Here is a 17,564-nt window from a genome sequence, read left to right as displayed (position 1 = left end):
TCACTTGAACGTTCATGATTTCTATTTTGAACTTCCTGAGGAACTTATAGCTCAAAGACCATTGGTTGAACGGGATTTGGCTAAGCTGATGGTGCTTCACAAGGATACAGGTGAGATAGAGCATAAGATTTTTAAGGATGTCATAGAGTACCTTGAGTCTGGAGATTGCCTTGTTTTAAATGATACCAGGGTAATACCTGCAAGACTCCTGGGAAGAAAAGCTGATACGATGGGCAAGATGGAGTTTGTTCTATTAACTAATAAAGGTGATAACGTGTGGGAGGTACTGGTGAAGCCAGGCCGAAGAGCTAAGATTGGTTCAAGGTTTGTGTTTGGAGAAGGAGAACTTACGGCCAAGGTACTGGATGTAACAAAGGATGGTACACGCATAGTCAGGTTTTATTATGATGGACTGTTTGAGGAAGTATTAGATAAACTTGGCAGGATGCCTCTTCCACCCTACATTAAAAAACAGCTTGACGACAATGAGATGTATCAGACGGTATATTCAAAGCACGAAGGATCTGCAGCTGCTCCTACAGCAGGGCTTCATTTTACTAACGAACTGCTAAAAGATATAGAAGCCAAAGGGGTAAATTTGGTATATATTACTCTTCATGTGGGGCTTGGGACATTCAGACCTGTCAAGGTGGAGAATGTGGAAGAACATGAGATGCATTCGGAGTTCTTTATTGTCAATAAGGAAGCTGCAGATACTGTTAATCAAGCAAAGAGAAGGGGAAAGAAAATAGTATCTGTGGGGACTACATCTACAAGAACTTTAGAAGCATCTTGCGATGAGGATGGTAATGTTATACCACAGAGTGGATGGACAGACATATTTATCTATCCAGGGTATAAGTTTAAGGTTATTGATGCTTTAATAACAAACTTTCATCTTCCCGAATCTACCCTTATTATGCTGGTAAGTGCTTTGGCTGGGAGAGAAAACATCTTAAATGCTTACAGGATCGCTGTGGAAAACCGTTACAGGTTTTTCAGCTTTGGAGATGCAATGCTCATAGTTTAACAGATTTTTTTCAGAGGATGCAGAAGCCCGAAAGCCCTTATACCAAGCGGTATATGGGCTTTCTGCTATTCTTCTGATTTGTATAAAAATCTGTGTTCCAGACCATTTTTGAAGCGAATTGATACGATTTTGCCGTTTTTTATACAAAAGTTTTGAACGATAGAATTAAGAAAATCCTTGACTATTTTAGGGTCAATTTTACGTATAAACTTCTCGTAATCGATATGCCTTTTATCAGTCAATTGCTGTGACATAATGAAGTAGCTTGCCTTTGCTATGAACTCTTCATCGGAAAGTGTAAAGTGCAGAGAGCTGTTTTTTTCGATTTCCTCAAGACGTTTATCAATCTCTTTGATAGAGTCTTTGAGTTTCTTCTGTTCCACCAAGTAGTCCTTCTCCGATATTGCTTCTTCATCGTAAAGGTATAAGCTTTTTAGTCTTGCAAGAGCACGTTCTTTTTTGCGTTTTTCCGATACAAGCAGGTCCCTTTCTCTGTCTTCGCCAGATGAATATATGTCAGATGATACGGCGGGAGTAACATAGTCCACGCTTGTAGTTTTGCCTGCTCGGAGAGAATTGTATAGCTCCTCCAAGCCTGGCCTGTCGATATGTTCCACATCTGAAAAGGTATCACCACGCAGCAGCTTTTTCTCCAGCACTTCAATGGAAGTAGTTTTGCCGAAGCTGCGCTGGGCCTTCATCATGTTAGCAATATAGTTCAATACAAATGGGCCAAGGGTAATATCGGAAATGTATTTGTTTGGGCAGTCATTGAACCGACGTTTTCTTGAGCATGAATATATAGACGGTCTCCACCCATCGGACCTCGCACGGTCAACAGTGCTGGGCATTCCGCTGCCGCAATATCCGCATTTAAGCAGTCCGGCAAATATATGGATATTCTTCCTGGAATATGTCTTGCTTGAATTTTTCCGGTTCCGCTGGTTTTCTGATAAATATTCGCTCACTCGAATCCATTGCTCCTTTTCAATGATAGCTGGGTGATGGTCCTCAATTAGTATCCACTCGCTTTCAGGTTTTATATTGTTTCGCTTTGACTCTCTAAGGTAGTTATATCTCATCGTACCTATGTAGAACGGGCTTTTCAGTATAATAGATACGGTTACTGGGCTCCATGTGTTTCCTTTCCTGGTAGGTATGCCTCTCTCGTTTAGATTTTTTGCTACCTTAAGCAACGAACGTTCCTGTTCATAGTAGTTATACATGAATCTGACAATCTCTGCTTCATTTTTATTAATTGAAAATACGCCGGTCTCCTCGTTATAATCGTATCCGTATGGTATCTTACCTCCGTTCCAAAGACCATTTCCAGCCCTTGATAACATAACAGCAGAAACACGCTCTGATGTCATGTTTCTCTCAAGCTCTGCAAAGACCAGGATTATCTTGAGCATAGCCTCGCCCATAGCAGATGAGGTATCGAATTGTTCGTTTTTACTGACGAATGTAACGCCAAGTTTTTTGATTTCATCATACATGGCTGCGAAGTCAAGAAGATTACGGCTTATGCGGTCAATTTTCCAGACAACCAGGTGCGTAAATTCGCCGGTACGCATTCTTGCCATCATTTGTTGATATGCCGGTCGGTCCGTATTTTTAGCAGAATAACCTGCATCCTCGAATATCTCGTAAGAATCGATGCCAAGAGCATATTTAGTATAGTTAGTTAAATCCTCACGTTGAAGAGGAAGGCTATCCTTGTCAATTTGCCAGTGCGTTGAAACTCTTATATATAACGCTGCTTTTTGTTTATTTAAAGTATCTGATAATTTTCTTTTCACTTGCTCAACCTCCTGTGTCCATAGGACAGTCCATAGGACAATCCATTGGACTGTCCATGTGAACGTCCATATAATAATCCGAAGACTGTCACAGAATTTTTCATCATTACACGTTAAAAATGGCAAAGATGAAAATTTATGCTTTTATGAAACATATTGATAAATCAACACTTTCAGCTTTCGTCCGCTGGACAGTCCATAGGACAGTCCGTGTGACAATCCTATGTAACCATCACCATCACCAGTACCATTACCATATAATATATATTTATATAAATATATAGCGTCCATAGGACAGTCCACCGGACAATCCATGGGACAACTAAAGAAAGCAAAGAGAAAGCCCTACCTTATGGCAGGGCGATTTTTGTTCCCTCAAAACAATTGCTGCATGATTGCTTTGTAGACTTTATCGTCTGCCTCAATCAAGCTTCTCTTTCCATCTTTGAATTGAAGTGCTATGTAATACGCTCCTTTTGTTTTAGCACTCAATCCTGCAAGAAGTCCGACAGGTCCAAGAAGAAGTCCTCCAACAGCAGCCCTGCCAACTGCGCTTGTTGCGCTCTTTTGATGTTCCTCGTCCAAAACCTCATACGATTCCACTGTGTTTTTATCGATATTGATAGACTTAAAAAGGCCGGTCGTTATGAATGCTGTTCCTCTTACCTGGGAAACAGCTTTGCCCTTGTAGTCGCCGGATACCACCATGTTTTTAGCTCCCATTTTTGTATACCTCCTCGATTTTATTTGCCAGCTCCCCATAATTTGATTTTATCGGGTTAAGTTTAATGAGGGATGACAAAGTAATAGAAACCTGGTCACCGCAAGCATCATCAAGTACTTTTGTAGGAAGAATATAAAACTCCCATTGTGTTAAGTCAAGAGGATTAGATGAAGATTTCTCCTTACATGCAAAGAGACAGAAGACGTAAATGTCGGATTGACGAACTATAGTATCACTATACCCGCTGTCAGAAGTCCATGAACGTGAAGGACGTATACTAAATTGAATCCTGGATAACTTACTTTGCTCCCAAGATTGAAGGTATGCTGACGATTTTACCTCAATCCTGTAGCCGGATGGAGATAGCAAATCGAAAGATTCCCAGTCACGCCTGCAAGTTGAAAAATCAATACCAAGAGCGGAGCCGATAATAAATTCTGCAAGTGCCCCACGAAGAGTATTATTAAGCAAATCAGATGAGCTCCAAGACCAAAAATCATTTAAAAGCACGCCTATTGGCATACCGTCATATGTAAAATGTTCATTACCTGTTAGCATTATCATGGTCCACCCCCTTTACACCGAAATCAACGTGTATGATATTACCTTCTCGCATTATACTGCTCCGCTGTTTTTGCTTTTCTTCTCGTCTGGCAGAAAGTGTGAAATGAAGCCCCTTTCCTCAGCAGTCATGTAATCTTCCAATATGCCCCAAATAAGCTTGCGGTCCCTTTCGGACGCTTTGCTATAGCATGAAGTGAGAAGACGCAGTTCTGGATTACGCTCTTCTTTATAAGCGGAGACTGAGGTTAAGCCAAGGAGGTAATCAACAGAAACGCCAAGAGCCTTCGCTATATCTACCACGATGTCTATATTGGGCTTATGGACTCCATTTACATACCGTGAGATAGTGGCTTCAGTGGTGTTAGCTGCATCAGCAAGCCACTTCTGATTTATACCTCGAGCCTCCATAATCCGGCTCAAGTTTTCGCTGAAATTTATCAATATATCACCCCTCTTACCATATTATTGCAACATTACGACTCTGTAAACTTTTCTTACTAAAATTATAATTTATATATTGACACTTACCATATCGTAAGTTAGAATGATAATAAAGAAACACAGGAGGTGAGAGCATGAAGGCTTTGGAGCTAAAGCTTGCGCGCATGAGGAAAAGGCTTAGCCAGCAGGACATGGCAGATGCTATAGGCAAATCCCTTGTATCGTACTCGAAAAAGGAGCGAGGCGAAGTAAAGTTTACACCGGAAGAAATTACGATAGTATCTGCCAAGTTGGGACTTACGATGGAGCAAACAAACGATATTTTTTTTGACAACAACTTACCGTTTCGTAAGTCGGAGGACGAAGCCTCTCCTCAACTGCCTTAATTGTATCGCAGAAAGAAGGTGAAAAGAATGGAATGTGGCTGCATGAAAGATAGTGAAAACATCTATCTTCGCTGTAGAAAAGATGCTGCAAAATACAATGAAAGGCTTAAAAGCAGGGAGAATGCTGCGGAGTTACTGGGAGTGTCGGTTTCATCACTGGCAAATTACGAGCTCGGAGTAACAAAGGTAATACCACCGGATGTAATTATCATGATGGCAGACCTTTACAATGCTCCTCAGCTTAAAACTATATATTGTGCGAATGAATGCCCGATTGGGAAAGGGGCTCCGATAGCTACAGAAGTTAAGAGTATTGAGCAGGTGACAATTAAGCTTTTGAAAAGCCTTTCTCCCGAGAAGATTGATGAAATCAAGGAACAGCTTGTTGATATAGCGGAAGATGGAGTTATCGGCGACGACGAAAAACCGGACCTGGCGCAAATAGTTGAGTATCTTGATTATCTCATCAAGGCAGCCGGAGAGCTTAAGCTCATAAGCCAGAAGGTTCTCGGAAAGGGGAGGGGGGAATGAGCAGGATAGATGAGATTCGAGAAATTTTGGAAAAGGAGTTTGGAATAAAAACTGCGGAGGAACTGAACGAGGCTATTAAAAAAATGAAACCCATCGACATTGGATTGTTCGTTTCTCCACTAAAAAAAGAGGAGGCAATAGCATGAAAGCAATGTTAAAAAATGTTGAAATCGGTAAGACGGTTTTTTACGGAGGAAGAGAGGTTATGGTTCTTGACCACCAAGATGGAAAAACTCTCGTGCTTTGCAAAGAATCCATAGGAGATATGCCTTTTGACACTGACAACTGCAACGATTGGAAGAAAAGCTCGCTTCGCAAATACCTCAATGGAGAATTTCTGAACAGTCTTATAAAGACCTCGGATATGGAGAGGGATATCGAAGTAGCAGAAGTTGACCTTACGGCAGATGACGGTCTGACTGATTACGGAACAAGCAATGACAAGATTTTTTTACTAACTTGCGACCAGTACCGTAAGTACAGAAAATTAATTCCTAATTTGAATGATTGGTGGTGGCTTGCAACACCTTACAGCACAGCATCAAACGGATACGCCCACGGCGTGCGCGGCGTCAACTCCGATGGCAGCCTCTACTACGACTACGCCTGCAACGGCGACATCGGCGTTCGGCCCGCTTGGTTTCTTAAATCTGATATCTTGGTATCTGATGAGGAAGAAGAAAGCGGGTGCACATGTATTGTTTCCGAAAGGACATTGGAGTCGTACAGCACAAGAGAGCTCTTGAAAGAGCTTATTAGAAGAGAAGGGTTAGAAAAACATGAGGACGAGGAAGAGGAATAGGCGAACGAGTCTTAGACTGCGCTTTATCGTCCTGCTTGTTTTTTCAATGGCTGCATCGATTGCAGTTACAGCACCTAAAGAAACGGGAAATGCGGTTCTGATAACAGAAAACCCTGAGACGAAAACAGAAAAACAGCTTTATATAACAGAAACCGATGAATCCGTACCGGCATTGGAGACAGTTGAAACTGATGAGACAGAAAATGAAGAGTTTATCCTCTACAATGTGCCGCTTGATGCAGAACTCCAGAAATACACCTACGATATTTGCACTGAAAACAACGTAGATTACAAAATGGTACTGGCAATGATGGGACAGGAAAGCAGCTACCAGGAAGATGCAATAAGCAAGACCAAAGATTACGGTATTTTGCAGATTAACCAGATTAACCATAAGTGGCTTGAAGACAAGCTCGGCATAGAAAACTTCCTGGATGCAAAACAGAACATATTGGCCGGAGTTTACATGCTGGCTGACCTGACAGATAAATACGCAGACATTGATAAAGTTTTGATGGCTTACAACTGCGGAGAATCAGGTGCCCAAAAGCTTTGGGAAAAAGGAATATACAGCACAGAATACAGTCGGAAAATCCATCAATTGATGGATGAGATGACGGAGGTGGAGGGAGCAAATGAAAAGATGGATTAAGAAAAACTGGCTTTACATAGCTGCGGTGCTTGCAGGAACAATACTAACTCCTTATGCAGTACAGATGGCAGCCAGGGAGAGAGGGTATAGCGGAGCATTCGGAGGAGAGTTTCTCATTATACCGTTGTTTATCCTCATAGTTCAGCTTGGGTATGGCATTAAAGATATGTTTGATGAGTTTAAGGAGGTGAATGTAAGTAATGAGTTTGGAAGAAAGGCTCAAGCAGGCGAGGATATACGCTGAGGAAAAGCTCGGATTCAAGGTTCCGGAGGATGAATACCAAAGCATACTGGCTTATGCAGTAAGGAAATTAGACTATATCAAGAAAGACGAAGATTACCTGCCATTGCTGCTTGAGACTGAAATTACAGACTTCTATATAAGACAATACATCAACATGAAGTCAATGCTCATTATGACTCAAAGGGAAAATTCAGAAATGATGACGGTGAGGGGGTGAGAAAATGTGTTCTGTATGTTTGCAAATGCCATGCCATCCAAGATGTCCAAACGCTCCGGAACCGGTTGAGGTTTATAACTGCTCGAATTGCGGAGAAGGGATTTTGGACGGAGATGAATACGTCGAAATTGACGGCAAGTATATCTGCATGGACTGCCTCGATAACATGACAACCAAGGAATTGTTAGAAACATGCGGGTATGAAGTTGAAACGGCGGAGGTGGATTGCGGATGGTAGATGTTACGTTGCCAAAATTTCCTGAACTGACCTTTGAACCGAAGAAGCACATCTACAAGCTCAACGGAATCTACATACCGAGCGTAACCACAGTAATGAGGCCGTTATCCAACGAATTTTACAAAGATGTCGATGAAGATATCCTCAATGCAGCGGCAGACAGGGGAAGAGCAGTGCACAACGGTATTGAAAACTATGTCAAGTTTGAAATTGAGGATATTGCTCCACAACACAGAGGATACTTTGACGGATTCCTTAAGTGGATGGCTGATTTTAAGCCAATTCCCATAGAAACAGAATGCAGAGTTTATCACAAGTATCTCAGGTATGCAGGCACGGCTGATATGCCATGTGTAATCGGCAAAAACCTGATATGCGTAGACTTCAAAACGTCGGCAGAAATAAACCGGATGCTGACGGGAGTACAGCTTGAAGCATACTCCAAAGCTTATGAAAGTCATGGAGTCAAATTTGACGAGAAGGCCATCGTACATCTGAAAAGCGATGGGACCTACTCAATGGAAAGGTATAAGGCTAACGATAGCGAAAGCTGGGAGGTTTTTGGTGCGCTCCTCACAATCTGGAACCATCAACAAAAATATAAACGGAGGTAGAAATTATGAGTATTTCAGCAGTTAAAGAAGAAGTCGTGGCCGTACTTCCCACGACGGTAACACCAGACGAAAAGAAAATATCGAAAGAGGTAACAGCAATCGAATTCCAGGCAGAATCTATCATTATTCAGGATGAGGCAGATTACCAGCAAGCCGCTGAGTTTGGGAGGACTATAAAGCAGAAAGCGGCTGAGGTAGTCGAGTTCTTTAAGCCAATGAAAGATTCGGCATACAAGGCTCACAAAGAAATATGTGACAGGGAAAAGATGATGCTGACACCTCTCAAGAATGCAGAGAACATCCTCAAGAAAACAATGAGTGCATATGCGCTGGAACAAGAAAGAAAGCGTAAAGCCCTGGAAGAGGAAATGCGTAGAAAGGCGGAAGAAGAGGCCAACAGGAAAATTGAAGAGGCAATAGCCCTTGAGGAACAAGGAAAAATCGAAGAAGCAGAAGCTGCTATGCTCGATGCCCAGATAACAGACTCGGTTGCAAGAGGAGCAACCCTGGTAGTTGAAAAACCGAAGGCGGAAGGAGTTTCCGTAAGTAAAGACTGGGAAATTGTATCGATTAACGATGCGATAGTTCCCCTCAAGGTAGCAGGAGTAACTATAAGGCCGGTTGACGAGAAAGCAGTCATGAGACTCATCAGAGCGTCAAAAGGCACGGTCAGCATCCCTGGGGTAGTCTACAAAGAAACTGCAAAAATGAGTTTTAGGAGGTAGTTCATATGTCCAATAGTTTGATGGTCAAATATGACACAGCTTTTGGAGCCGTTGAAATTACAGCGGAAGATGTAAAGAAGTACCTGGTAAGAGGAGGAGGGAATATCACAGACCAGGAAATCAAACTCTTCCTGGAATTGTGCAAGTATCAGAAGCTTAACCCGTTTGTTGGTGAGTGCTATCCTATCAAGTTCGGAAATGACTTCCAGCTTGTAGTTGGATATGAAACCTACAAGAGAAGAGCGGAAGAGAACCCGACATACGCCGGAAGAAAGTCTGGAATAGTCGTTCTTCGTGGAGACCAGGTAGTGCAGAAAGAGGGTACATGCCTCTATCCAAAAGAGGAGCTTATCGGCGGGTGGTGCAGAGTATTCCGCAAAAAGAATGGCGAGATTGAAGAGACTTACAAGGAAGTCAGCCTGAAAGAATACGATAAAGGCCAAGCCAACTGGAAAACCAAACCTTGCACAATGATTGAAAAGGTTGCGGTTTCACAGGCACTGAGAGCTGCTTTCCCTCGTGATTATGAAGGACTTTACACGGTAGAGGAAGCAGGTCCGGAAGGATATGTAGATGCTGACTACCATGTGGTTGAAGAAGACGAACCAATTACACAGGAACAAAGGCAGCAAATGTTCGCACTTGCTCAAGCGAATTTTGGAAAAAAGAAAGGCAATGAGCTGATAGCCTCACTGATAGCAGAAGAAGGTTTCCAGTCTACGACAGGAATGCCGACATCGGTTTACAAGAGAGTGATGGAAAAAATCCAGGAAGCCATCGACAAAGCGAAGTCCGGAGACGAGTCCCTAAATGATGAGGACAAAGGCAATGAATCCTAATAATGAAACAAGCAGGGGGACCCTGCAACGTCCCCCTGCTTCATAAAGGCAGGTGAGATGATTGGCATGGATAAGCGTGCATGACCATGTAGTGGGCGGAAAGCTGAGAGAGTTGTCCAAACAGATAGGATGCTCACAGAAAGAAGCCCTCGGTATTCTCATCTCGCTTTGGCTGTGGGGGATTAACAATGCGGACAAAAGCGGTGAGATAAAAAGTGCAGATAGAGAGGATGTGGCGGATGCTCTATCAACAGGTTTAAGCATTGGGTTAGACCCGATGCACATAGTTAACAGTCTCATCGCAACAAGATGGCTTGACGAAGTAGATGGAACCTTATACCTGCACGATTGGGACCAATGGCAGGAACAGTGGTTTAAGTTTCTCTCTCAAAAAGAATACGATGCCAGACGCAAGAGAGAAGAAAGAGCGAGAAAAAGGCAAGAAGAAAAGCAAAAACTTGAACGGGCATCGGACAATCCATCGGACAGTCCGCCGGACAGTCCACCGGACAATGCGAGAAAGGAAGAAAATCCGCCAGAAAAACCTAAGAAAGCAAAAGTTGAAAAAACAAAGTATGCAGACTACGTAAGCATGAAGCCGGAAGAGTATCAAAAATTAGTTGATGTATACGGAGAGCAGTTTACCAAAGCCTGCATCCAGAAGCTTGATTTTTATAAAGGCTCAAAAGGGAAGACCTACAAGGATGATTACCGAGCTATTCTTTCCTGGGTGGTAGACGAAATCAAAAAGACGAACCCTGGACTTATTCAGCAGGCAAGCAAACCGGAAACTCAAAACGGAGGGAACCCGTTCGCAAAATACAAGAGAGGAGGCAATAGCGATGGAAGTTAGTTACATATTGGAGTCTGTAATAGGGAAAGCGTACGAAAACCAGCCAAAGCGTGACGATGACTTTATCGGCAAAGATGGCCTCCTTTATTGTGGAAAGTGCAGAACTCGTAAACAATCGATTCTATCCCTGCCGGATAACCCTTCAAAGACATACAAAGTTCCAGTTATGTGCAAATGCCGAGAGGAAGAGTACAGAAGAGAACAGGAGGAAATGAGAAAGCGGGAGGAGATGGAACGGGTTGCACGGCTTAAAGGCAATAGTCTTATGGATGAGAAATTCAGAAGCACCACCTTTGATACGTTTGAAGTTATAAAAGAAAACGCCAAGCTTTATAAGATGTGCTTAAGGTATGCAGAGCACTTTGATGAGATGATGGAGAAGAATCAAGGGTTGCTCCTTTACGGGCCTGTAGGAACGGGGAAAAGCTTTGCTGCTGCTTGCATAGCAAATTATCTGCTCGACCGGATGGTTCCTGTGGTAATGACATCGTTTGTGAAGATACTGCAAAGCGTTCAGTTTTTCTCAGGAGAAGACGAAGAACAAAAAGTTATAAACCGGATGAATGAAGCAAAGCTGCTCATCATTGACGACCTCGGAGCCGAACGGAACACAGAATTTGCCCTGGAAAAGGTTTATAACATCATCGACAGTCGTTACAGGGCAAGAAAGCCTCTCATCCTTACCACGAATCTTTCCCTTATGCAGATGCAGGAAACCGCGGATATACGGTACTCAAGAATCTACGACAGGATATTTGAAATGTGCTATCCGGTTGAGTTTAACGGTCCTTCCTGGAGGAAGGAAGAAGCGGCCAAAAGGTACGATGAGATGACTAAGTTTTTGGAGGGAGAGGCGTGAAGATAAAGATATTTATGGAAGCAGACAGGTTGACGGTAGCGGCCATCCTTGTGAAAAACGGTTATACTGTACGGCAAGGCAAAGAAAAGAGGACCAGCACGGGTAAGAGCTATGATTACTACCTCGAAACACTGGACGATGAAAACGCAGGAAGGGAGGATGATAAAGAGTGAAGGTAAGATTTACGGTCCTGGGTGAACCGCAGGGGAAAGGAAGGCCGAAGTTCAGCAAGCGGGGAGACTTTGTAGTCACCAGGACACCGGACGAAACAGTTATTTACGAGAATCTTATTCAGACGGAATTTTTAAGACAGTGCGGAAATGTGAGATTCAACGATAATGACTATCTTGATATGAGAATTATGGCCTACTACTCGATACCTTCCAGTGCAAGCAAAAAGAAGCGTCGGATGATGATTGAAAAAGAGATAAGACCGACCAAAAAGCCGGATGCGGACAACATCATCAAGGTAGTAGCGGATAGCCTCAACCAGGTAGCATACAGGGATGACTCGCAGATAGTGGACACGATGCTAAGAAAGTATTACTCAGAACAACCAAGAATTGAAGTGGTTATTCAGACCACGAAAGAATAAGGAGGATTGTATCATGAATCAGCAAAACGTATGGGCTTTAACGCTCAGCAGTGACACATTCAATGCTCTCAAATCGGATTTCGACCAGGTATTAAGGAAGACTCTAACCAATATGGAGAACAAAGAGAGTGAGCAGGCAGAGCTTACAGTTAAACTGAAAATTTCACTCATGAAAGAACAAGCTCCAAACTTCGATTCGTTAATCCCAGGTGCACAGAGAGAAGTAATCAAACCTAAGTTTGACCACAAAGTAAGCTCGGTAATGCAGATTAAAGACGAGAAAACGGGAACCTTAAGCGGCAATTATGAGTTAGTTTGGGACGGAGAGCTCGGACAATACGTAATGAGGGAGATAAAAGACCCTCAGCTTAGCATCTTTGAGTATGACAAAGAGGTTTATGATGAGGATGCTCTTAAAGGCAGGAAAGTCTTAAGCATTACTGGATCAACAGAAGAATTTGTAGATGCAGATTACAGAATAGTGGATGAGGATATGGAAGAAGACGAAGATGACAGCAATGATACTGAGGATGAAAACTTGCCTGACGATGAGTTGGAAGATGCTGAAACGGAAGACGTTCAGGATACGGACGAAGATTTTTACGACGGATATCAGTACGACAGTCCGGAGGAGGAAGCCGATGGAACTGCTATTTAAGGCTGTACAAGCAGAAATAGATAGGGAACTGCAAAGGGCGGAAGTCAAGTTTGGACCTAAGAACAATTCCCCTCATGAATCCTATGCAGTAATCAAAGAAGAGCTTGAAGAAGCAATGAATGATGCAGTTGAAGCTGCTGCACATCTTGAGGAGTATTGGGATGCAGTGAAAACAGACGACAGAGATGAGCAGAACAGTATCCTTTTTGACCTTAAAAGAATAGCTGCACTGGCAGCCTGTGAAATGATACAGGTAGCAGCTATGGCTCAAAAGGCTCTCAATGGATACGAAAAGCAGAAAAATTACGCTGCAACGGGGACTGGGAGGTGAGAGAATGAACGAAACAAAGATTGAATGGTGTGATATGAGTTGGAATCCGGTAACTGGTTGCCTTCACAAATGTGAATATTGTTATGCAAGAAGAATAGCCAATAGGTTTAAAAGGCCGTTTGAAGCGATAATGTTTGAGAATACCGTTGAAGAAAGCGACAGGTTGTTTGAGGTTGATGAGAAGGATGTCAAATATCCATATCCATTTGCATTTAAGCCTACGTTTCATACATACAGGCTTAACGAACCGAAAATAAAAACAAAGAGCAGGACGATATTTGTATGCTCGATGGCAGACCTTTTTGGAGACTGGGTTCCGGAAGAATGGATATTAAAAGTGTTCGATGCTTGCAAGGCAGCCCCACAGCATAAGTACCTGTTCCTCACCAAAAATCCCAAGCGTTATCTTGAACTTGAAAAGAAGAGACTCCTTCCCTGGGAAGATAACTTCTGGTTCGGAACAAGCGTAACAAAGCCAGATGATGACTTTGCATGGTTCAGAGAAAAGAAATTCCACTGGTTCATATCTATGGAACCACTACTTGAAGGAATAGATATTACTACTGGGTCAGGGGTAATTTTACCGGAGTGGGTAATCATCGGTGCAGAAACAGGAAACAGGAAAGGCAAAGTAGTTCCTGAACGGGAATGGCTGAGAAAAATCATTGAAGATTGCCGGACCTACAACATTCCGGTATTTATGAAAAATAGCTTAAAACCTATCTGGGGACAAAGAATTATCACTGAGTACCCTTGGTAAAAGGAGGGGATGTGGGAAAATGAAAACCTACATGAACCGAATTGATAGAGAACACCATTTGATGATGTTAGTTACATGGGATTACCTGGGAAATTGGCTGGAAAAAACGAGCTGTCTTACCACAGAAGAAAGGAAAAGGATAAAAACCGCTGCTACTCATCTACTACATGCCAGCGACAGCATAGTAGGAAGACTTGAAGTAGACTATGCAAAGAAATTGATGAGGGATGCAAAAAACACCGAAGTCAGGATAGTTGACAGAGTAAACGAGAAGCTGGGGAGGACCGAGGGAGGAAGGTATATAGACATTGAGGATTTGTACGACCTTGCCAGCTTCTCCTTAAAAGAATGTGTCGGGTGTAATAAAACAAATCACAAAGAGTGTGAGCGGTACAAGCTTTTCATGAAACTCAACATACCGGTAGCCCAAGAGCAGACAGACGGTTGCCCATATGAGAATTAAGGGGGATAGATATGAAAGACAAATTTATAAGTATATTCGAGGAAAATATTCAAAGAGATGGCTCAACTGAGCTTCTTAACTGGCTTAAAAAGTCGGATTTCTTTACAGCACCGGCAAGTACCAAATACCATCTGAGCAGAGAAGGTGGATTATGCGAGCATAGCATTCATGTTTATGAAAGGCTGCTCAACTATGTGACCCGTGAGATGATAGATGTTTCAGCAGAGACTATTGCAATATGCGGATTGTTGCACGATGTTTGCAAAGTTGATTTTTATAAGACGGAACTCAGAAATGCAAAGGATGAATATGGGCAGTGGGTTAAAGTACCGTATTATACGGTAGAGGATAAGCTCCCATACGGGCATGGTGAAAAGTCGGTCTACATAGTGAGCGGGTTTATGAGACTCTCCAGGGAAGAAGCAATGGCTATCCGGTGGCACATGGGAAGTTTCGATGACTCTGTGAGGGGAGGAAGCTACACCCTGAACAATGCATTTGAAAGGTATCCACTTTCACTGATGCTTCACATAGCAGACTTAGAAGCTACTTATCTGGATGAAAAAGAGTAAGCCATGAAGATAGAGACGTACTATATGTGCCCTGTATGCACTAAAGAATATTGGACGCAAAGTGAAGCTATTGAATGCCGGAATAGCCATCCTGTAGTCAAAAAGCAGATTTACTATTGCGAAGCGTGCGGGCAAGGTTGGAATCCAGATGCAATTTGGGGGCCAAAAGGAGCGGCAGACAGAGCCAGGAAATGCGAACAGGAACATAGAGACAAAGGAGAATTTGAAGAAGTAAGCATTCGGACCTTTTTTCTAAGCGGAGGGAGACATGGCAGATATTATGAACCATAGCAAATATAAAGAAGCAGTAGATTATTTTTTTTAGACAAGACTTACCGATTCGTAAGTAAGAGGGTGAAGAGGAATGTATTATGGGCGATGCTTCCTCTGCGGGGAGTGGGGGCTGCTGGAGGAACACCATATATTTGGTGGAGCGAACCGTAAGAAATCAGAAAAATATGGACTTAAGGTTGGACTATGCGGAGACAAATGCCACAGGAACGGAAAGAAAGCGGCCCACCAGTGCCCAGAAACGGCACAAAAGCTCCACGAATATGGGCAGAGGAAGTACATGATTGAAAACGGAGCTTCCATTGAGGAGTTCATAAAGGAATTTGGAAGAAATTATTTATGAGGAGATGAAGAAGATGTCAACGATTGAAAGGGTAAAAGACAAAACAGAAGGTCCACTGGATGGAGTATCTCTGAATGCCTATTGCGTAGTTACAGACTTTGGCAATCAGGGAGGAAAGGTGAAAATCAAAAAGCAGAAAGTGCATCCGTGTAATATCAAAGCCAGCTACGAAATAGGCACAGTATCCTTCTCTGTAAGAAACAGAAAAATAATGGTTGCTGTAAGACTTGATGAGTTAATGGAGGTATTAAAAGAAGCTTCGCTGGCTGCTATGGAAGTGAGAGAAAAGCGAGACAAAAACGATGAGGAGGTAAAGCAATGAGAAAGCTATTTACATCAGAATCAGTAACAGAAGGACATCCCGATAAAGTGTGCGACAGGATATCTGACGCAGTGCTTGATGCAATACTCGAAAAAGACCCATACGCAAGAGTTGCCTGTGAAACAGCAGTAACTACCGGCATGGTACTTGTTATGGGGGAAATATCCACGGACAGTTACGTGGACATTCCTGGGACTGTCCGCAGGACATTAAAAGAAATTGGGTATGACGGACCGGATGCAGGATTCGATGGAAACACTTGTGCCGTATTGACAACTATAGACGAACAAAGTCCGGATATCAGCATGGGAGTTATGGGTTCCTTAGAGGCAAAAAACGGAAGCGCAGACGAAATGGACACATTGGGAGCAGGGGACCAGGGGATGGTTTTCGGGTATGCCTGTAATGAAACGCCTGAGTATCTTCCACTTCCAATTGTTCTCGCTCATAAACTGGCGTATAAGTTGTCACAGACACGAAAAGACGGAACAATTCCCTTGATACTTCCGGATGGAAAAACTCAGGTAACAGTTGAATATGGAGATGATGGGAAGCCTGTAGGAATTAATACAATTATTGTATCTACACAACATGTACCGGAAATTACCCAAGAAGAACTGACAGAAGCACTTATCGCATATGTTATAGACCCAGTAATTAAAAGCTATGCAAAAAACCTTGGGATAGAAGGGGACAATGTTAATCTATTTATCAATCCCACCGGACGTTTTGTAAAGGGAGGACCTGCCGCAGACAGCGGATTAACCGGCAGAAAAATCATAGTGGACACCTACGGAGGGTGGGGAAGGCACGGAGGAGGAGCATTCTCCGGAAAGGACCCAACAAAAGTAGACAGAAGTGCCGCATACATGGCGAGATATATAGCAAAGAACATTGTGGCTTCCGGATATGCGGATAAGTGCGAAATCCAGATAGCATATGCAATAGGCGTGGCCGAACCGGTATCAGTTTACGTGGATACTTATGGTACAGGAAAGAAAGTTGATGACCTGACCCTTACAAAGGCAGTATTGGAATGTTTCGATATGAGACCAAAAGCCATCATTGACAAGCTTGACCTGAGAAGACCGATATACAAAAGAACCTCTGCTTATGGGCATTTCGGGAACATCATAGGAGACGAAGACCGAACCTGGGAAAAGACAGATATGACTATAAGCTTTGACGAAGCGGTAAAGCAGGTAATAAGAAGATGACAGACGCAAACGTTCAGCCGAGAAGAGGAGATATATTCATGGCGGACCTCACTCAGCACAAGATAGATTCCGTATGCGGAGTAAGGCCGGTGCTTATAATCCAGAACGATAAGGGAAATCTCCACAGCACAAGCGTAATCGCAGCCCTTATAACAAGCAAGCTGAAGAAATATCTCCCGACACATGTAAAGCTCTATCCTGATTGTGGTCTTCGGAAGAAAAGCATCGTTCTCTGTGAGCATATAATCACTCTGGAGAAAAGTATGCTGAAATCCTATATAGGAACTGTAGTAAATACCAAAGCAGAGAAGCAGTTGAACCGAGCCCTCAAGGTTTCTCTCTCCCTCGACCCCGAAGGGGGAGAGGGGAGAAAACCGAGGTAGGGGGAGGAAAAAGGAAAGGCCGCCTCCACCGTGTTAACGACTTAGCGGCCTATAATCTATTCGACAAGAATATTTTACCAGGCTCGCAATCAAAAATCAATATAACGG

At 43.0% G+C, this 17,564-nt stretch carries 30 protein-coding genes; 25 read left to right on the top strand and 5 right to left on the bottom strand.

Annotated features, from left to right (window positions below; genetic code table 11):
* Positions 1-4: 4 nt before the first annotated feature.
* Positions 5-1,030 (top strand): tRNA preQ1(34) S-adenosylmethionine ribosyltransferase-isomerase QueA, encoded by a 1,026-nt coding sequence (gene queA, locus FWJ32_RS01490; RefSeq protein WP_149544198.1) that lies wholly within the window; start codon positions 5-7, stop codon positions 1,028-1,030.
* A gap of 65 nt (positions 1,031-1,095) precedes the next feature.
* On the opposite strand, the gene FWJ32_RS01485 is transcribed toward queA, so the two are convergent.
* The 5 genes from FWJ32_RS01485 to FWJ32_RS01470 all read right to left on the bottom strand — a co-directional run bounded on the left by FWJ32_RS01485 (position 1,096) and on the right by FWJ32_RS01470 (position 4,561).
* Positions 1,096-2,832, bottom strand: a complete 1,737-nt coding sequence (locus FWJ32_RS01485; RefSeq protein WP_149544197.1) for a recombinase family protein — start codon at positions 2,830-2,832, stop codon at positions 1,096-1,098.
* A gap of 144 nt (positions 2,833-2,976) precedes the next feature.
* Positions 2,977-3,123 carry a hypothetical protein gene (locus tag FWJ32_RS13260; RefSeq protein WP_162523463.1) on the bottom strand — a complete coding sequence of 49 codons (147 nt, stop codon included), beginning with the start codon at positions 3,121-3,123 and terminating at the stop codon, positions 2,977-2,979.
* 84 nt (positions 3,124-3,207) lie between these two features.
* On the bottom strand, positions 3,208-3,555 hold the full coding sequence (locus FWJ32_RS01480; RefSeq protein WP_149544196.1) for a hypothetical protein: 348 nt from the start codon (positions 3,553-3,555) through the stop codon (positions 3,208-3,210).
* Positions 3,545-4,120 (bottom strand): hypothetical protein, encoded by a 576-nt coding sequence (locus FWJ32_RS01475; protein WP_149544195.1) that lies wholly within the window; start codon positions 4,118-4,120, stop codon positions 3,545-3,547. The genes FWJ32_RS01480 and FWJ32_RS01475 overlap by 11 nt, the downstream gene beginning before the upstream one ends.
* A gap of 51 nt (positions 4,121-4,171) precedes the next feature.
* Positions 4,172-4,561, bottom strand: coding sequence for a helix-turn-helix domain-containing protein (locus tag FWJ32_RS01470; protein ID WP_149544194.1), 390 nt, complete (start codon positions 4,559-4,561; stop codon positions 4,172-4,174).
* A gap of 134 nt (positions 4,562-4,695) precedes the next feature.
* Between FWJ32_RS01470 and FWJ32_RS01465 the strand changes: the two genes are divergently transcribed.
* The 24 genes from FWJ32_RS01465 to FWJ32_RS01355 all read left to right on the top strand — a co-directional run bounded on the left by FWJ32_RS01465 (position 4,696) and on the right by FWJ32_RS01355 (position 17,456).
* The gene (locus tag FWJ32_RS01465; protein ID WP_149544193.1) at positions 4,696-4,947 is read left to right on the top strand and encodes a helix-turn-helix transcriptional regulator; all 252 of its coding nucleotides are present in this window, start codon (positions 4,696-4,698) and stop codon (positions 4,945-4,947) included.
* Between the two features lie 27 nt (positions 4,948-4,974).
* On the top strand, positions 4,975-5,478 hold the full coding sequence (locus FWJ32_RS01460) for a helix-turn-helix domain-containing protein (RefSeq protein ID WP_149544266.1): 504 nt from the start codon (positions 4,975-4,977) through the stop codon (positions 5,476-5,478).
* Entirely contained in the window at positions 5,475-5,624 is a 150-nt protein-coding gene (locus FWJ32_RS13255) for a hypothetical protein (RefSeq protein ID WP_162523462.1), read from the top strand. Before FWJ32_RS01460 ends, FWJ32_RS13255 begins: the two co-directional genes overlap by 4 nt.
* Entirely contained in the window at positions 5,621-6,280 is a 660-nt protein-coding gene (locus FWJ32_RS01455) for a DUF6273 domain-containing protein (protein WP_149544192.1), read from the top strand. Before FWJ32_RS13255 ends, FWJ32_RS01455 begins: the two co-directional genes overlap by 4 nt.
* Positions 6,258-6,932 (top strand): transglycosylase SLT domain-containing protein, encoded by a 675-nt coding sequence (locus FWJ32_RS01450; protein ID WP_149544191.1) that lies wholly within the window; start codon positions 6,258-6,260, stop codon positions 6,930-6,932. Before FWJ32_RS01455 ends, FWJ32_RS01450 begins: the two co-directional genes overlap by 23 nt.
* The gene (locus FWJ32_RS01445) at positions 6,916-7,176 is read left to right on the top strand and encodes a hypothetical protein (protein ID WP_149544190.1); all 261 of its coding nucleotides are present in this window, start codon (positions 6,916-6,918) and stop codon (positions 7,174-7,176) included. The genes FWJ32_RS01450 and FWJ32_RS01445 overlap by 17 nt, the downstream gene beginning before the upstream one ends.
* Positions 7,133-7,393, top strand: coding sequence for a hypothetical protein (locus FWJ32_RS01440; RefSeq protein WP_149544189.1), 261 nt, complete (start codon positions 7,133-7,135; stop codon positions 7,391-7,393). Before FWJ32_RS01445 ends, FWJ32_RS01440 begins: the two co-directional genes overlap by 44 nt.
* A gap of 4 nt (positions 7,394-7,397) precedes the next feature.
* Entirely contained in the window at positions 7,398-7,631 is a 234-nt protein-coding gene (locus tag FWJ32_RS01435) for a hypothetical protein (RefSeq protein WP_149544188.1), read from the top strand.
* On the top strand, positions 7,625-8,245 hold the full coding sequence (locus tag FWJ32_RS01430; RefSeq protein ID WP_149544187.1) for a hypothetical protein: 621 nt from the start codon (positions 7,625-7,627) through the stop codon (positions 8,243-8,245). The genes FWJ32_RS01435 and FWJ32_RS01430 overlap by 7 nt, the downstream gene beginning before the upstream one ends.
* A gap of 5 nt (positions 8,246-8,250) precedes the next feature.
* On the top strand, positions 8,251-8,970 hold the full coding sequence (locus FWJ32_RS01425; protein ID WP_149544186.1) for a hypothetical protein: 720 nt from the start codon (positions 8,251-8,253) through the stop codon (positions 8,968-8,970).
* 5 nt (positions 8,971-8,975) lie between these two features.
* The gene (gene bet, locus FWJ32_RS01420) at positions 8,976-9,809 is read left to right on the top strand and encodes a phage recombination protein Bet (protein WP_149544185.1); all 834 of its coding nucleotides are present in this window, start codon (positions 8,976-8,978) and stop codon (positions 9,807-9,809) included.
* 61 nt (positions 9,810-9,870) lie between these two features.
* Positions 9,871-10,662, top strand: a complete 792-nt coding sequence (locus FWJ32_RS01415; RefSeq protein ID WP_149544184.1) for a hypothetical protein — start codon at positions 9,871-9,873, stop codon at positions 10,660-10,662.
* Positions 10,652-11,521: an ATP-binding protein gene (locus FWJ32_RS01410; protein WP_149544183.1), complete on the top strand. Its 870-nt coding sequence runs from the start codon at positions 10,652-10,654 to the stop codon at positions 11,519-11,521. The genes FWJ32_RS01415 and FWJ32_RS01410 overlap by 11 nt, the downstream gene beginning before the upstream one ends.
* Complete coding sequence (locus FWJ32_RS13250; protein WP_162523461.1) at positions 11,518-11,694, top strand: hypothetical protein; 177 nt, start codon at positions 11,518-11,520, stop codon at positions 11,692-11,694. Before FWJ32_RS01410 ends, FWJ32_RS13250 begins: the two co-directional genes overlap by 4 nt.
* The gene (locus FWJ32_RS01405; protein ID WP_149544182.1) at positions 11,691-12,116 is read left to right on the top strand and encodes a RusA family crossover junction endodeoxyribonuclease; all 426 of its coding nucleotides are present in this window, start codon (positions 11,691-11,693) and stop codon (positions 12,114-12,116) included. The genes FWJ32_RS13250 and FWJ32_RS01405 overlap by 4 nt, the downstream gene beginning before the upstream one ends.
* Before the next feature lie 13 nt (positions 12,117-12,129).
* Complete coding sequence (locus FWJ32_RS01400) at positions 12,130-12,774, top strand: hypothetical protein (protein ID WP_149544181.1); 645 nt, start codon at positions 12,130-12,132, stop codon at positions 12,772-12,774.
* Positions 12,758-13,105 (top strand): hypothetical protein, encoded by a 348-nt coding sequence (locus FWJ32_RS01395; RefSeq protein WP_149544180.1) that lies wholly within the window; start codon positions 12,758-12,760, stop codon positions 13,103-13,105. Before FWJ32_RS01400 ends, FWJ32_RS01395 begins: the two co-directional genes overlap by 17 nt.
* A gap of 4 nt (positions 13,106-13,109) precedes the next feature.
* Positions 13,110-13,865 (top strand): DUF5131 family protein, encoded by a 756-nt coding sequence (locus FWJ32_RS01390; RefSeq protein ID WP_149544179.1) that lies wholly within the window; start codon positions 13,110-13,112, stop codon positions 13,863-13,865.
* Between the two features lie 19 nt (positions 13,866-13,884).
* Positions 13,885-14,328 carry a DUF5651 domain-containing protein gene (locus FWJ32_RS01385; RefSeq protein ID WP_149544178.1) on the top strand — a complete coding sequence of 148 codons (444 nt, stop codon included), beginning with the start codon at positions 13,885-13,887 and terminating at the stop codon, positions 14,326-14,328.
* 11 nt (positions 14,329-14,339) lie between these two features.
* Positions 14,340-14,900, top strand: coding sequence for an HD domain-containing protein (locus FWJ32_RS01380; protein ID WP_238988752.1), 561 nt, complete (start codon positions 14,340-14,342; stop codon positions 14,898-14,900).
* 364 nt (positions 14,901-15,264) lie between these two features.
* Positions 15,265-15,534, top strand: a complete 270-nt coding sequence (locus FWJ32_RS01370) for a hypothetical protein (RefSeq protein ID WP_149544175.1) — start codon at positions 15,265-15,267, stop codon at positions 15,532-15,534.
* A 13-nt stretch (positions 15,535-15,547) separates the two neighbouring features.
* Positions 15,548-15,856 carry a hypothetical protein gene (locus FWJ32_RS01365; RefSeq protein ID WP_149544174.1) on the top strand — a complete coding sequence of 103 codons (309 nt, stop codon included), beginning with the start codon at positions 15,548-15,550 and terminating at the stop codon, positions 15,854-15,856.
* On the top strand, positions 15,853-17,073 hold the full coding sequence (gene metK, locus FWJ32_RS01360) for a methionine adenosyltransferase (protein WP_149544173.1): 1,221 nt from the start codon (positions 15,853-15,855) through the stop codon (positions 17,071-17,073). The genes FWJ32_RS01365 and metK overlap by 4 nt, the downstream gene beginning before the upstream one ends.
* Positions 17,070-17,456 (top strand): type II toxin-antitoxin system PemK/MazF family toxin, encoded by a 387-nt coding sequence (locus FWJ32_RS01355; protein WP_149544172.1) that lies wholly within the window; start codon positions 17,070-17,072, stop codon positions 17,454-17,456. Before metK ends, FWJ32_RS01355 begins: the two co-directional genes overlap by 4 nt.
* The last annotated feature ends 108 nt before the right edge of the window (positions 17,457-17,564 follow it).

Source organism: Calorimonas adulescens, from assembly GCF_008274215.1.
Lineage (GTDB): Bacteria > Bacillota > Thermoanaerobacteria > Thermoanaerobacterales > UBA4877 > Calorimonas > Calorimonas adulescens.
Note: the sequence above shows the minus strand (reverse complement) of the source record. Positions and strands in the feature narration are given on the sequence as shown.